Origin of the sequence: Pedobacter sp. Leaf250, assembly GCF_920984735.1 — a bacterium.
GTDB lineage: Bacteria > Bacteroidota > Bacteroidia > Sphingobacteriales > Sphingobacteriaceae > Pedobacter.
Genome location: NZ_CAKLBU010000014.1, coordinates 33,474 through 48,353, shown reverse-complemented (window position 1 = coordinate 48,353; position 14,880 = coordinate 33,474). Strand labels below are relative to the sequence as shown.

Sequence of the window (14,880 nt, the reverse complement as noted above, 5' to 3'; positions counted from 1 at the left end):
TCAAATGAATAAGATAAAGAACATTGGTGTTTTAACCTCTGGTGGCGATTCGCCAGGCATGAACGCCGCAATAAGAGCCGTAGTAAGAGCTTCAATCTATTACGATATTAATGTCACTGGGTTTATCCGTGGATACGAAGGCTTAATTAATAATGATTTCATTGCAATGGAACGTAAATCTGTTGCAAACATCATTCAACGTGGCGGAACCATTTTAAAAACGGCTCGTAGTGAGGCTTTCAAAACAATTGAAGGTCGCCAACAAGCCTATAAAAATTTAAAAGAAAAAAACATCGATGCATTGGTGGTTATTGGTGGTGATGGTACTTTTACCGGAGCAAATATCTTTTCTAAAGAATTCGATTTCCCAATTATTGGTCTTCCAGGAACTATAGATAATGACCTGGCGGGAACTGATTTTACGATCGGTTACGATTCGGCTATTAATACCGTTATTGATGCAGTAGACAAAATTAGAGATACAGCGGAATCTCACGATAGGCTTTTTATTGTAGAAGTTATGGGCCGCGATTCGGGTTTAATTGCGCTAAGAAGTGGAATTGGTGTGGGTGCAGAAGCCATTATGATTCCGGAAGCGAACATGAATGCCGATGATATTTTGCATAAACTAGAACATAGCCGTAAAGATAAAGCATCAAAAATTATCATTGTGGCAGAAGGCGATGAAACAGGCGGAGCTTTTAAAGTTGGTGAAATTCTTCAGGAGAAATACCCACATTACGACACGAAAGTTTCGGTATTGGGGCACATTCAGCGTGGTGGAAAACCAACCTGTATGGATCGGGTATTAGCAAGTCAGCTAGGCGTGGCAGCGGTTGAAGGCCTAATTAATGGCGAAAGCTGTGTAATGGCCGGGCAGGTAAATCGCGAAATTACATTTACCCCGTTCGATCATGCCATAAAACACATTGATGCAGAAAAAGTAAGCTCGAAATGGATTAAATTAATTGATATTTTGTCTTTCTAAAATATAAAAGGTTCCGATTTTCGGAACCTTCTCTTTTATAAATCTTCTAAAATTACTGCAGTACCATTTGCACTCACCATGAGCATACTGCCGCCACTTCCTACAGTTTCATAGTCTAAATCTACACCAACAATTGCATTTGCACCTAAAGCTGCTGCATATTGCTGCATCTCATTCAGCGCTGTATCTTTTCCTTCACGCAATACCCGTTCGTAAGAACTCGATCTTCCACCAACAATATCGGTTATTCCAGCAAATAAGTCTTTAAAAATATTTGCACCAATAATGGTCTCACCAGTAACCAGACCAACATATTTTACAATTTTTTTGCCTTCAACAGAAGGCGTTGTGGTTAATAACATAGTTTCAGTTTTTAATAATTAGAAGCTAATTTTATTTAATTGTTACAATTTTTGTAAAGCAAGGCTTCTGTTTAATCGGTTACAGTTGTCCCGCTTTCACTTCAATTCCCGAAGGAAAAATCGGGATATTTCCGTTCAATCGGGTTTATTTTACGCAGGTTTCTGCTGTTATTTTCGCTTTATAAACAAAGCGCCCTAAAAATAAATTTATGAAATAGCCAAAGATTTTGCATCACTATAAAAAATAAAATTATGCAACGATCTAAAAAATTACTCCTCATCCCCTTATTATTCATCTCCTTATATATCCAGGCACAAATGCCTGTTTTAAAAGTTCAGCAGGGAAATGCCGGAAATGAAAAGCCAGCGGTAAAATTGAGTAAGCTGAATATTGATGTTCAAATTACAGGGAATATTGCTACAACAGTGATGACAATGACTTTCCAAAATAGTAGCAACCGCGTGTTAGAAGGTGAGCTAACTTTTCCTATGCCGGAAGGGGTGAGTATTAGTCGTTATGCATTAGATATTAATGGCAAAATGCGTGAAGCCGTTCCTGTAGAAAAAGCCAAAGCTACAGAGGTTTTTGAAAGCATAGAACGCCGCCGGATCGACCCAGGTTTGTTAGAAAAAGTAGAAGGTAATAATTTTCGTACAAGGATTTACCCATTGCCCGCTAATGGAAGCAGAATCATAATTGTAGGCTATGAGGAAGAGCTGAATTTTAATAATGGCAATGTTTTACGCTATCATTTACCTTTAGATTATAACCAGGCGATAGACAAATTTTCACTTAAAACCACAGTTTATGAAAGTGTGCTCAAACCCGAACTTGCTGAGCAACCTGATGGATCGTTCGATTTAAAAGCAAATGGCAATACTTACGTAGGCGAAATTAATAAAACTAATTATCAACCTAAAAACGGCTTAACTATCAATTTGCCAAAACGAAATGATTTACCAGAGGTGCAAATGCAAAAAGCATCCAACGGCTATTATTTTTTGGTAAATGTTTTTCCTAAAACACAAAGCAGGCCAAGGCAATGGGCAAATCAAATTGGGCTAATTTGGGATACTTCTTTAAGCGGGATACAACGAGATACCAAAAAAGACATCGAACTTTTAGGATTAATCATTGCTCAAAAACAAAATTTAACCATACAATTGGGGCTACTTAACAATAACTTCAAAAACGCTGGAAATTTTGTAATTACTAACGGAAACTGGTCTGCCTTGAAAACAAAATTAGAAAGCCTTATCTACGATGGTGGAACTAATTTCAGCGCTATAAATGCCAATTCTTTTCAGGCAGATGAATATATTTTATTCAGTGATGGGTTATCTACTTTTGGTAAAAATACCATTGCACTAAATAAGCCTGTTCATTGTATCAATACAGCTTTAAAAGCAGATTACAGCACTTTAAAATATATTAGCTCCAAATCTGGTGGACAGTTTGTAAACCTAAATAATAGTTCTATTCAAGATGCTTTTAAACAATTGAGTCAGCAAAACCTACAATTTATCGGGATTAAAAATGGCAATGATATTCGCCAAACTTACCCTTCGATGCGTGTAAATGTAAATGGTCATTTATCAGTTGCGGGAATCTTAAATGGTTTAAATACAGAATTCATACTTCAATTTGGTTATGGCACAACGGTAATTTCAGAGCAAACCATCAAGTTAAACGCTACTGAGCATTCCCTAAGCAGCATTGATGTGAGTCGCGTATGGGCGCAAAAGAAAATTGCCGAAATGGATATTCAATATGAGGCTAATAAAGATGATATCAGTTTACTAAGCAAGCAATTTGGAATCGTTACCCGTAACACGAGCTTAATTGTGCTTGAAAATCTGGAAGACTATTTACGTTACGATGTAACACCCCCTGCAGAATTACGTCAGGATTATGATGCAGTTTTAAAACAACGCCGAACCGATATTTTAGAACGTAAAACAGATTTGTTAAATGCTGCCATAGCGATGACTAAAGAACTAAAAACCTGGTGGAATACGGATTTTTCTTATAAAGAACCCGCGAAACAGAAGGAACAATATCCAACTCCAGAAAATAGAGTAGCTAGAGGAACTCCTGCTCCGCCTGTTGTTGTCGCTAGCCCAGTTGGTGATGCGCCACTGCCGAGACCACAAGCAACTCAGGCATCTCCACCAAGAGTTGCTACCGTAACGATGCCGCCTCCGCCCGTTGCTTCAGAGCGAGAAGCCAAGTCAGATGATCGCCAGGCTTTACAGGAAATTGTAGTTGTTGGTAATTCAGCACAAGCAAAGCGAATGGAAACTGCTAGCGCAACTACAGTCATTAGGTCCCAATCAATGAATACTGTATCATCTTTACAAGGAAGTGTTGCAGGCTTGAGCATAACAAATAGTAGTCAAGATAAAAGAGAACAACAACCCGCAATCGTTATCCCTGAATTTAAAAGTGATAAAGATTACATGAAAAATCTTATTGGAAAACCAGATAGCGCATACCAGGCTTATTTGAAAATGCGTCCAGATTATATTACCACGCCCATGTTTTATTTTGATGTAGCCAATTGGTTTTATCAGCAAAAAGATAGTGCTAGGGCGCTCACTATTTTAAGCAGTATAGCTGATTTGGATTTAGAAAATGCGGATTTATATAAAGCGTTAGCTTATAAATTAAAGCAAACCGGAAATTATCAAGAAGAAATTTTTATTACAGGAAAGGTTTTGCAATGGCGGCCAATGGATGCGCAAAGTTACCGCGATTATGCTTTGGCCTTGGCAGATGCTGGTCAATATCAAAAAGCCTTAGATAATTTGTATAAAGTTCTAACGCAAAGTTATAATTCGCAAATAGCTGATCGAGATCAGGGAATTGAGGAAATAATTATTTCAGAAATTAATAATTTGATTACTCAATATGGTTCAAGGCTAAATACCAAAAAGATAGATAAAAGATTGGTTTTGGCCTTCCCTGTAGATATTAGAGTAGTTTTAAACTGGAATAAAAATGATACCGATATCGATTTATGGCTTACCGATCCTACTGGCGAGAAAGGATATTATGGAAACAACAGAACCACAATTGGAGGCAGAATTAGTAATGATTTTACATCGGGTTATGGCCCTGAACAATTTATGATCAAAAAAGCGATAAAAGGAAAGTATAAAATTGAAGTGAACTATTATGGCGATCGCCAGATTAATATCAGCGGACCAACAACTGTTACAGCTGAGATTTACACTCGATACTCAACCGGCAAGCAACAAAGAAAAGTTATTGTATTGCCAATGGCTGCCGGAAGTAGTGGGGGTAACCTGGTAGGAGAATTTAATTTTTAATTAAACTCTTTGCCGTCATTTCGACTGGACCGTAGTTCCGAAATTTCGGGAGAGAAATCTTTTTATCTATTAAAAAGATTTCTCCACTACGGTCGAAATGACGGCGTATTAACGCTAAAATATTAAAGCAACAAACCCGCAACTTCTTCCCAGTTGTTTACCCGCTCGTATTCGGTAACGAGTAAATTATGTGGCGAAGTAAATAATAAAGGCCTTCCAGAGAAATTGACGAAATTTTTAATGCGGTCGTCAATGATGATATCAACATTTACGATTTTATTGCCGCAAAACATAATGTGCTGCCAATCGATAAAGGGAAAATGTTCTGCCATCCAATCATATTTATCAACTAATGAGTTTCTAAATTCCATTGCGGCAGAAACAATGTAGACATCGTATTTTTCCTGCAGCGCCATAATTACACGTTGGCTATCGGCAATTACTTCCAAATCACGAAAAAAGCCTGGTTCATTAATATATTCAAACCATTTTTGATTTACCTCTTGCGGAACGTGATGATAAATTTCGTTACCGGCATCAATTTTTAAATCTAAAGGAACGTTGTAGTCGCGGTTATAAAGCTTGATAAATTTTGTTAAGGCATCGGCAATAACCTCATCCATATCAATGGCAATTCTTTTCATATCGGTAAAGATAAATGAACAAGGATGAAGGCGCAAGGATAAAGATCAAATCCCGTGTTTAAGCTTTCCAATTATATTAGAATTTTAGGCTTTGTTCTTTATTGTTTTTTCAATTTGCAAAGTATCAATCCATTACTTATCTTTGCAGCCCCGCAGCATGTAGCTCCGGGAACTATGTTGAATACATAAATACGAAAAGAAATGGCAACTAAAATCAGATTGCAAAGATTCGGTAAAAAAGGAAAGCCTTTTTTCCACGTTGTGGTAGCAGATTCTCGCTCTCCACGTGATGGTAAATTTATTGAGCGTTTAGGTTCTTATAACCCAAACACCAATCCTGCTACTATCGAAATTAACTTCGAAAAAACTTTGGCTTGGGTTAACAGTGGTGCACAACCAACTGATACAGCTCGTGCTATTCTATCTTACAAAGGTGTTTTATACAAAAAACACTTAGAAGGTGGTGTTAAAAAAGGTGCTTTAACTCAAGAACAAGCAGATGAGAAATTTACTGCCTGGGTTGATGCTAAAGCTGGTAAAATCTCTGGTAAAACAGAAGGTTTAGCTACTTCGAAAGCAGATGTGCGTAAAGCAGCATTAGCGGCAGAAGCTAAGAAAAAAGAAGACAGAGCAGCAGCAATCGCAGCTAAAAATGCACCAGTTGCAGAAGAAGTTGTTGAAGAAGAAGCTCCAGCTGTTGAAGCTGAAGCAACTGAAGAAGCGCCTGCAGCAGAAGCTACTAAAGAAGAAGGAGCAGAATAATTTTAATTATTTTGTTTTAAGAAATAGCGTTTCGAATTTCGGAACGCTATTTTTATTTAAAGAGATTTTTAACACAATCATCATGCTGTCCCAAATGTTCGGGATCAGCATCTATTTAGTATTTAAAAGCCCCTTTAGGGGTTTGGGGTAATATGAAACACGAAGAAGCATTTTACATAGGTTACGTTACTAAAACAAGGGGTTTAAAAGGAGAAGTTCAGATATTTTTCGAATTCGATGAATATGAGCAACTGGCGTTTGATGTGGTTTTTGCTGACATGAATGGAAAGCTTGTACCATACTTTATAGCAGAATTTAAATTGCAGGCAAACAAAACAGGCTATTTCAATTTTGATGATGTGGATCATATCGATAAAGCTCAACCCTTATTAAAAAAGAAATTATACTTGCCTTTATCTCAAATGCCAGAACGTGATGAAAGCGAATTTTTCTATACCGATTTGAAGGGTTTTACTGCCATTGATGAAACGTTGGGCGAACTTGGGAAAATCTTGGAGGTAAATGAATATCCACAGCAATTTGTAGCTACTGTGGTTTATAAAGAAACCGAAATTCTTTTTCCGCTTAATGAAGATTTCATCGTCGAAATAGATAGCGAAGAAAAAATTTTAACACTTGATTTACCCGAAGGTTTATTAGATGTTTATTTAGATCAGTAAAATTTTAACAATAAACCTTTTTGGGCTTTGTTCGTTTAGTTTTTATGAAACGTTTACTCGTTGCCTTTGCTGCGGCATTGCTGTTTATTGGTTGTAATCAAAACAAGCCATCAGAAAATAAAGCTAATGCCGAAAAACCAATTGCGCAAATAACGCAAAAAGATTCAATCGAAGCAGTGGGTTTAAAGGCTTTAAAAGCATTGAAAGAAAAAGATTATCCAACCTTTGCATCCTGTTTTCATCCAGTTGATGGCGTCAGGTTTTCTCCATATGGCTTTATCGATCCAACACACAAACATGTTTTAGCTAAAGATTTTTTAGAAGCTATTGAGAAAAACTGGACTTTAACCTGGGGCCACTTCGATGGTAGCGGTGAGGCCATTAAAATAAAAGTAAAGCCCTATATTGAACGTTTCATTTATAATGCAGATTATTTAAACGCCGAAAAAAAGAGTTATGATGAATTTATCGGGCAGGGCAATACCATCAACAACCTAAAAGAAAGCTATCCGCAACTTCATTTCACCGAATATTATTTTAAAGGCTCTGATGAAAAATACAAAGGACTAGATTGGACCAGTTTAAGATTTGTTTTTAAAAAGTATGAAAACGCATATTATTTGGTGGCTATAATTCATGATCAATGGACAGTTTAGTGCTATCCGATGTAAGGTAGATTTTTTTATAGCTTGAACTGTCTGAACCAACACCTATCGCTAAACGCCAAACTATTCTTACCTTTGCATCATGCGTTTCGATATCATAACCGTTCTTCCTGCTTTGCTTGAAAGCCCTTTTGCCCATTCTATTTTACAACGTGCCCAAAAAAAGGGAATTGCCGAAATTGTTGTTCACAATTTACGTGATTACGCAACCAATAAACAAAAAAGTGTAGATGATTACCAATATGGTGGCGGTAGTGGCATGGTGATGAGCATTGAGCCCTTTGCCGCCTGTATCGAGAAACTGCAGGCAGAGCGAGAATATGATGAAATCATTTTTATGAGCCCGGATGGCGTAACGCTTAACCAAAGCACTGCTAACGAATTATCCATCAAAAAAAACATCATCATTTTATGTGGGCATTATAAGGGAATAGATCAGCGCATTCGCGATATTTTCGTTACCCGCGAAATTTCTGTTGGCGATTATGTTTTAAGTGGCGGAGAACTGCCGGCTGCAATTGTGGTAGATGCGGTAGTTAGGTTAATTCCAGGGGTATTAAATGATGAAACTTCTGCCCTGTCTGATAGCTTTCAGGGAGAGCTTCTAGATGCGCCTGTATACACCCGTCCGGCCGATTGGCGTGGACATAAAGTACCCGATGTTTTACTCAGCGGGCATGAGGCAAAGGTGAACGAATGGCGCCATGAGCAAGCACTTGAGCGCACTAAAACCCGCCGTCCTGACCTTTTGGAATAGAAGCCTTTACCTAGCCGCAATGTGGATTTCTAAAAGATTGTGGAAAAAATAAAATTAGTTTTTTTAATTGAAAAAAAATCCCTAATATTGCAATCCGAATTTCACGGGTTGAAATATCGATTTAATAGCTTAAAATCATGGATTTAGTAAAATTTGTTGAAGAGCAGGCCATCGCGAAAAAAGATTTTCCTGCGTTCAAGTCTGGCGATACAGTGAGCGTACACTATAAAATTCGCGAAGGTAATAAAGAACGTATTCAAATTTACCAAGGTGTTGTAATTCAACGTAACAGTGCAGGTGCTAACGAAACTTTCACAGTTCGTAAAATTAGCAACAGTATTGGTGTTGAGCGTATTTTCCCTATCAATTCTCCAAACATCGAGAAGGTAGAAGTAAATAGCTATGGTAAAGTTCGTAGAGCGAAATTATTCTACTTACGTGCTTTAACTGGTAAAGCTGCTCGTATCAAATCTTTGAGAAAATAATATTCTTTATTATAAGATATAGCCTTCACGATTAATTTCGTGGAGGTTTTTTTGTTTATACCTTTGTTTTTATGTTGGATTCTGCATTTTTCGACCAAGTATTTTGGGGAAATACGGTAAAAGCTTACTGCCTATTTGGTGGTATATTATTGTTTGGTTTAATTTTTAAACGCATTGTTTCAAAACTTTTAAGCAAACTCTTGTTTAAGCTCTTTAAAAGTTTCTCTCAACAATCTCATGATGAAGCTTTTGTGGCTTTGCTGGTTAAACCGATTGAAACCCTCATTCTTCTGGTTACACTTTATCTCTCCATCAATCAACTTAAGCACCCTTTAGAAGTTGCACTTTTTCACTACAGCAAACTGGTGGGCAAAACCAAAGAAGCAATTCCGGTTAGCATTGGCGATTGTATCGATAGGATTTTTCTATTTATGATCATCCTTTCCATATTTTGGATCATCTTAAGAATTATTGATTTTATTAGTCATGTGCTATTGTTCAAAGCATCGCTAACACATAATAAATCTGATGATCAACTGGTTCCGTTTTTAAAAGAACTCTTTAAAACCCTAGTGATTTTTATAGGTTTTTTTACGCTGTTGGGTTTCGTATTTGAGGTAAATGTATTGACGCTAATTACAGGCTTAGGTATTGGAGGTATTGCCATTGCATTAGCCGCAAAAGAGAGCTTAGAAAACTTAATTGGCTCTTTTACCATCTTTTTGGATAAACCCTTTGTAGTTGGCGATTTAGTTAAGGTTGATGGTGTGGAAGGAACTGTGGAGAAAGTGGGTTTTAGAAGCACCAGGATCCGCACTTCGGAGAAAACGATGGCTACAATTCCCAATCGAGGAATGATTGATGGTGTGTTGGAAAATCTTTCGCTGAGAAACCTGCGCAAGGTTGCTTTTACCATCGGTTTAACTTATGAAACAAATGCCGACTCTGTTAAAAGAATCGTGTCGGAAATTGAAAGCTATGTTAACCAGAGAGATGGTACTGCCGATGGTAGTGCTTCATTTAAAAGTTTTGGAGATTCTGGTTTGAACATTGAAATATCTTACTTTGTTACCATCCTTGACAATGCAGAATTTTTAAAAATCAGGCAGGAAATTAACCTGGAGATTATGGATATCGTGATGCGAAATAAATCAGATTTTGCTTATCCAACACAGCGCCTTATAAGCGACAGACCTTTGAATGATGACCATGAGAAGGAAGTAGGAAATGACGCTACTGACTAGCTCAAATTGGGTATAAAAAAAGGAAGTCAAGTTTTAAAACTTGACTTCCTTAAAAAAATAATCTATTTCGTTATCTTAACTCAATGTAGCCAAGGTAGTTATTCCACCCTTTACCACTTGATTAAGTTCAACATTTACTTTTGTTCCTACAGGAAGAAAAACATCTACTCTGGAGCCAAATTTAATAAAGCCAAATTGTTCCGTTTGTTTAACCTGATCTCCTTCTTTAACATACCATACAATTCTTCGGGCCAAAGCTCCAGCAATTTGACGGAACAATACTGGCGTTCCATTTGAGTGCTCTACAACAGTGGTTGTACGCTCGTTTTCAGTTGATGATTTTGGGTTCCAGGCTGCCAAATATTTACCTGGATGATATTTGAAAAACTTAACCACCCCAGAAATTGGATTACGGTTGATGTGAACATTTACCGGCGACATAAAAATAGAAACCTGCAAACGTTTATCTTTAAAATATTCTCCTTCTTGTGTTTCTTCAATTACCACTACTTTTCCATCTGCCGGGCAAATTACCAATTCTTCACCAGCTGAAAATGTACGGCTTGGGTTACGGAAAAATTGAAGCACAATAATAAATAAAGCGGCTGAAAAGATATAAATAAACCAACGCAACCAGGTAATATCGTAATATTTGTAATCAACAACGGCGTTGATTACGAAAATTAATAAAATGGTTATCGCGATGGTGGTATAGCCTTCTTTGTGTATGGTCATTACGTTAAAATTATTGCACAAAGGTGCGAAAAATAAATTAATCAGCTCGAAAAATTATCCTTCAGTTGCCCTATAAATGTCAGTCAGGTTTCTACCGAGTCCGTTATAGTCTAGGCCGTAACCCACCACAAATTCATTAGGTATTTCAAAACCAACGTATTCAAGCTCCTCAATTTCATACTTTAAAGCGCTTGGTTTAAGCAAAAGTGAACTTACTTTTAATGTTGCAGGTTTCTTTTCTTTTAAACTTTTGATAATGTGTGTAAGGGTCAAACCTGTGTCTACAATATCTTCCACAATGATGATGTCTCTACCCTCAATATTATCAGGCAAACCGATTAATTCCCTAACTTGCCCACTGCTGGAGGTTCCTTCGTAAGAAGCAACACGCATAAAAGCAACTTCGCAAGGCACATTAATTTCCTTGATTAAATCGGCCATGAAAAGGAAACTGCCATTCAGGATTCCAATAAATAAGGGGCATTTGCCCTCATAATCTACATTAATTTGGATCCCCAGCAAACGGATTCTCTTGTTTAAGGTATCATTCTCTAAAAAAATCTCGAATTCCTTATCTTCTACTTTTATTTTATGCATTGATAATGTGGTGTGCTAATGTTGTAATGTTGGATTTATTTTAATGTTGAAATGTTTCGCGGACTTCAACATTCGAATACTTGGCCTTTAAAATGATAAAAGCCATGAGGTATAAACTGATTAACCACCTTCTTCTTGCTCCTTTTCCCTTCGCCGCTGTTCTCTACGTTCCTGTCTAAGCTGCTTTTTAGTTTTTGTAGTATCAGCAGGTTTGGCGATCACCGTATCTTTTTTATTTCCGCCACCAAAAATTCTGTCGAATAGATTTTTGTTTTTATCCTGCATAATTACTGGGGGCATTCCATCTTCGTCATCATCAAAAACGTTGGTATCAATTTCTACAGTATCTGGTGCCAGGTAACGGCGCAATCCTTCTCTTAATCGAACATTGTAGAAACCGTAGCCTGATGTATCTCCAGGTGTTAAACCTCTCCTCGCCATAATGTTCCCCATAAACCTAAAGTAGTTAAACATATATGGTTTTAAACTTCCATCGGCCATAAATTTATACATTGATGCTTTTGGCTTAGGAACAATACTGGCTAAAAATAAACCGTCGCCGATAGTCAAATCAGCTGGTTGCTTTCCAAAATAATATCTTGATGCTTCTCCAATTCCATAAATGTTTTGCCCAAGTTCCATGATGTTGAAGTAAACCTCAAGCATGCGCTGCTTACTCACCAAATGATTATGTTCAATTAACCAAACAATGAGAATCTCTTCGGCTTTACGGGCTAAAGTTTTCTGGCGACTTAAATAAATATTTTTTACCAATTGCATGCTGATGGTACTTCCGCCACGTTTAAATTTCTTCTCCTTAAAATTAACAGCAATTGATTTACGGATAGATTCTTCTACAAACCCATTGTGGGTATAAAAAGATGGGTCTTCAGCGGTTAAAACAGCGTTAATAAAGTTTTTTGAAATGGAATTTAGGGGTGTAAAATTTGGATTTGCAGGCCCAATGGTAATATCCCGCATGGGTTTGCCATATTCGTAAGGCGTGTAAACAAACGGACTATTAATTTTTTGAAGGTTTGTTTTGCCCCATTGTAAAATCTTAAAATTAACGGGCGTTAAGGTAGAATTGAATTTAACGCTGTCTGGAATTTTTGTATCTAAATAAAAGTTAAGGTTATACTTTACTTTTCCCTGAACCTTCAAGCCATCTAAAGATTCAAATAAACCCTGAGGGAAACCATCCAAAATGGCTTGTGCATCCTGCTCTTCAGCGTTAATTTTCAGCTCATAGATTTTATTTTTGCCAAGCGTGTACTTAATGTAAGGATGGATCTCGGCATTTTTTAAATAAGCAGTTGATGAACTATCCAAAGCAACGAAGTTCGGTCCTACCAAAACATCCGCATCCAACTTTGCGCTTTGTACAATAATATCATTGCTTGCAATTCTCTTTTGGTTAATTAACATGTTTTTAACCGACCAGGAGCCAGATATTTTATAGTCATCACCACTATATCCAGCATCTTTAAGTTCAGTTTCTAAGGTATCGAAACTTAATTTGGCATTTAGTTTATTGTTTAAATAGGGAAGTTCCAATTTTTTGCCATCGGCATAAGCCATAAATTTTAATTGCTTGCTTCCTGGGTTTACCAAGCCATCTATATGCCAGGTTGATTCGCCATCATTTACATTAATCGTCGATTTTAAATCACCGTCATCAATGGTGGCTGTGGTAGCAAAACTCAATTTAGCGGTATCATGGTCGTTAAATTTAAAAACCATGTTCTTCATGTCCATATCATCAGGAATTTTATATAAAACCTGATTTAAAAGGTTGTTTGCAATTTCTGGTAGGTTTGCCTTTCCCTTACTTTCAGTGCTGTCTTTCTTTTTTCGTTTGAGGATGAAGTCGATGTTACTCGTTGAATCTTTGAAAACTACATTCACAAAACCCTCGCTTAATTCAACTTCTGATAGTTTTACATTTCCAAAAATCAGCGGGAACAATTTTACGCCAATACTTAATTCGCCGATGTTGGAAAGTGTATCGCGTTCTTTAGGTACCACAGAAATGTTAGTCATTTTAACGGTACTCATGCCTGTAAACCCTGCAGATCCGATTTTAACATCCAAATCGTAATCTTTATTTGCTTTAGCAATGGCTTTGGCCACCATTTTTTTCAAAAGCGCCTCCCTTTTGCTGTATGCATATGCCCCTATTGCAATAAAAATGATCAAGAAAACACCTAAAATCCATGCTCCAATTTTCAAATATTTCTTAGGGATCTTAATTTTTGGTATGCGCATAAGTGGGTAAAAAGTTTAACTATTTATTCGATTAATTATTGAAATGTTCAATTTTTATACTGCAAACTAACAATTTAAAATCACAAAAATTCAAAATGCATGATGTTAAAACATTTACAATGCACTCATCATTTGAAAGCTACAAACTGTTAACGGAACAAATTGCTTAAACGTAACAATCAAATGTTTATTTCGTGTTAAAATTACAGTATAAAACATTAAATAAAAGTATTTATGGCTATGTTTTGTTAATTTTGAATTTAAATTTATGCAATGCCAATTAGCCCACAACAAGTTTTAGATGCTTTAAAAAATGTTGAAGATCCTGATCTGAAAAAAGATTTGGTTACCTTAAACATGATTAAAGATTTACAGATAACCGATAACCAGGTCAATTTTACTTTAGAACTTACTACGCCAGCATGCCCGATGAAGGATATGCTAAAAAATGCGTGTACAAATGCGGTTAAGCATTTTGTTTCAGCAGATGCTGAAGTAAATATTAATGTAACTTCCAGGGTAACTCAACCAATCAACACCTCTTCATTGGATAACATCAAAAACATTATTTTGGTTTCATCTGGCAAAGGAGGTGTAGGTAAATCTACCATATCGAGCAACTTGGCTGTAACTTTGGCTAAAGATGGTGCTAAGGTGGGTTTAATCGATGCCGATATTTATGGTCCGTCGGTACCAACCATGTTTGATTTGGTTGATGCTAAACCTGGAGCAGTGGAAACAGCAGATGGCAAAACGAAAATTATTCCGATTGAAAAATATGGAATTAAATTATTGTCGCTTGGTTTCTTTGCAGATCCTGGTCAACCGGTACCGTGGCGTGGACCAATGGCGTCAAATGCGGTAAAACAGTTGTTTAATGATACCAATTGGGGCGAATTAGATTATTTAATTGTCGATCTTCCTCCTGGCACAGGCGATATCCACATTACAATTACACAAAGCTTCCCGATTTCTGGAGCGGTAGTGGTAACTACTCCACAGCAAGTTGCATTGGCAGATACACATAAAGGTTTGGCCATGTTCCGCATGCCGGGGATTAATATTCCAATTTTGGGCGTGATCGAAAACATGTCGTACTTTACCCCTGCAGAGTTGCCAGATAACAAATATTACATTTTTGGTAAAGGTGGAGGAACAGTTTTAGCGGAGCGGTTTGATGTTCCGTTTTTAGGTGAGATTCCAATTATTCAGAGCATTGCTGAAGCTGGCGATAATGGCAAACCGGTAGCGTTAAATCAAAATCCGGTTTTGGATGTTATATTTGGAGATATTGCAAGTAAAATTGCGCAGCAAATATCCATCAATAATGCACAAGTGGCTAATTGCTAAAAAATTACTA

The 14,880-nt window shown here is 37.0% G+C and carries 14 protein-coding genes; 9 read left to right on the top strand and 5 right to left on the bottom strand.

All coding sequences use genetic code 11. The features are described from left to right. Positions 1 to 4 precede the first annotated feature (4 nt). The gene (gene pfkA / locus LUA91_RS13755; RefSeq protein ID WP_231426626.1) at positions 5 to 988 is read left to right on the top strand and encodes a 6-phosphofructokinase; all 984 of its coding nucleotides are present in this window, start codon (positions 5 to 7) and stop codon (positions 986 to 988) included. 35 nt (positions 989 to 1,023) lie between these two features. On the opposite strand, the gene LUA91_RS13750 is transcribed toward pfkA, so the two are convergent. Next, a complete protein-coding gene (locus LUA91_RS13750) occupies positions 1,024 to 1,350 on the bottom strand; it encodes a heavy metal-binding domain-containing protein (protein WP_231426625.1) in 327 nt (108 codons plus the stop codon). Between the two features lie 252 nt (positions 1,351 to 1,602). Between LUA91_RS13750 and LUA91_RS13745 the strand changes: the two genes are divergently transcribed. Beyond that, positions 1,603 to 4,683: a VIT domain-containing protein gene (locus tag LUA91_RS13745; protein WP_231426624.1), complete on the top strand. Its 3,081-nt coding sequence runs from the start codon at positions 1,603 to 1,605 to the stop codon at positions 4,681 to 4,683. 122 nt (positions 4,684 to 4,805) lie between these two features. On the opposite strand, the gene LUA91_RS13740 is transcribed toward LUA91_RS13745, so the two are convergent. Continuing rightward, on the bottom strand, positions 4,806 to 5,327 hold the full coding sequence (locus LUA91_RS13740; RefSeq protein WP_231426623.1) for a 5'(3')-deoxyribonucleotidase: 522 nt from the start codon (positions 5,325 to 5,327) through the stop codon (positions 4,806 to 4,808). 201 nt (positions 5,328 to 5,528) lie between these two features. Between LUA91_RS13740 and LUA91_RS13735 the strand changes: the two genes are divergently transcribed. The 6 genes from LUA91_RS13735 (at position 5,529) to LUA91_RS13710 (ending at position 9,920) form a co-directional block, all read left to right on the top strand. Continuing rightward, a complete protein-coding gene (locus LUA91_RS13735; RefSeq protein WP_231426622.1) occupies positions 5,529 to 6,089 on the top strand; it encodes a 30S ribosomal protein S16 in 561 nt (186 codons plus the stop codon). A 152-nt stretch (positions 6,090 to 6,241) separates the two neighbouring features. Beyond that, the gene (gene rimM / locus LUA91_RS13730; RefSeq protein WP_231426621.1) at positions 6,242 to 6,769 is read left to right on the top strand and encodes a ribosome maturation factor RimM; all 528 of its coding nucleotides are present in this window, start codon (positions 6,242 to 6,244) and stop codon (positions 6,767 to 6,769) included. 44 nt (positions 6,770 to 6,813) lie between these two features. Then, positions 6,814 to 7,425: a hypothetical protein gene (locus LUA91_RS13725; RefSeq protein ID WP_231426620.1), complete on the top strand. Its 612-nt coding sequence runs from the start codon at positions 6,814 to 6,816 to the stop codon at positions 7,423 to 7,425. A 91-nt stretch (positions 7,426 to 7,516) separates the two neighbouring features. Then, the gene (gene trmD / locus LUA91_RS13720) at positions 7,517 to 8,191 is read left to right on the top strand and encodes a tRNA (guanosine(37)-N1)-methyltransferase TrmD (RefSeq protein WP_056850557.1); all 675 of its coding nucleotides are present in this window, start codon (positions 7,517 to 7,519) and stop codon (positions 8,189 to 8,191) included. 137 nt (positions 8,192 to 8,328) lie between these two features. Further along, positions 8,329 to 8,676 (top strand): 50S ribosomal protein L19, encoded by a 348-nt coding sequence (rplS, locus tag LUA91_RS13715; RefSeq protein WP_370633640.1) that lies wholly within the window; start codon positions 8,329 to 8,331, stop codon positions 8,674 to 8,676. Between the two features lie 71 nt (positions 8,677 to 8,747). Continuing rightward, on the top strand, positions 8,748 to 9,920 hold the full coding sequence (locus LUA91_RS13710; protein WP_231426619.1) for a mechanosensitive ion channel family protein: 1,173 nt from the start codon (positions 8,748 to 8,750) through the stop codon (positions 9,918 to 9,920). A gap of 75 nt (positions 9,921 to 9,995) precedes the next feature. Here the strand turns inward: LUA91_RS13710 and LUA91_RS13705 are convergent, their stop codons facing one another. From LUA91_RS13705 to LUA91_RS13695, 3 genes are all read right to left on the bottom strand, one after another. Further along, positions 9,996 to 10,655 carry a phosphatidylserine decarboxylase family protein gene (locus LUA91_RS13705; protein ID WP_231426618.1) on the bottom strand — a complete coding sequence of 220 codons (660 nt, stop codon included), beginning with the start codon at positions 10,653 to 10,655 and terminating at the stop codon, positions 9,996 to 9,998. Between the two features lie 54 nt (positions 10,656 to 10,709). Then, positions 10,710 to 11,252 (bottom strand): hypoxanthine phosphoribosyltransferase, encoded by a 543-nt coding sequence (gene hpt, locus LUA91_RS13700; RefSeq protein ID WP_231426617.1) that lies wholly within the window; start codon positions 11,250 to 11,252, stop codon positions 10,710 to 10,712. A gap of 120 nt (positions 11,253 to 11,372) precedes the next feature. Then, positions 11,373 to 13,520: a transglycosylase domain-containing protein gene (locus tag LUA91_RS13695; protein WP_231426616.1), complete on the bottom strand. Its 2,148-nt coding sequence runs from the start codon at positions 13,518 to 13,520 to the stop codon at positions 11,373 to 11,375. A 273-nt stretch (positions 13,521 to 13,793) separates the two neighbouring features. On the opposite strand from LUA91_RS13695, the gene LUA91_RS13690 reads away from it, so the two are divergent. Then, positions 13,794 to 14,870, top strand: coding sequence for an Mrp/NBP35 family ATP-binding protein (locus LUA91_RS13690; protein WP_231426615.1), 1,077 nt, complete (start codon positions 13,794 to 13,796; stop codon positions 14,868 to 14,870). Positions 14,871 to 14,880: the final 10 nt, after the last annotated feature.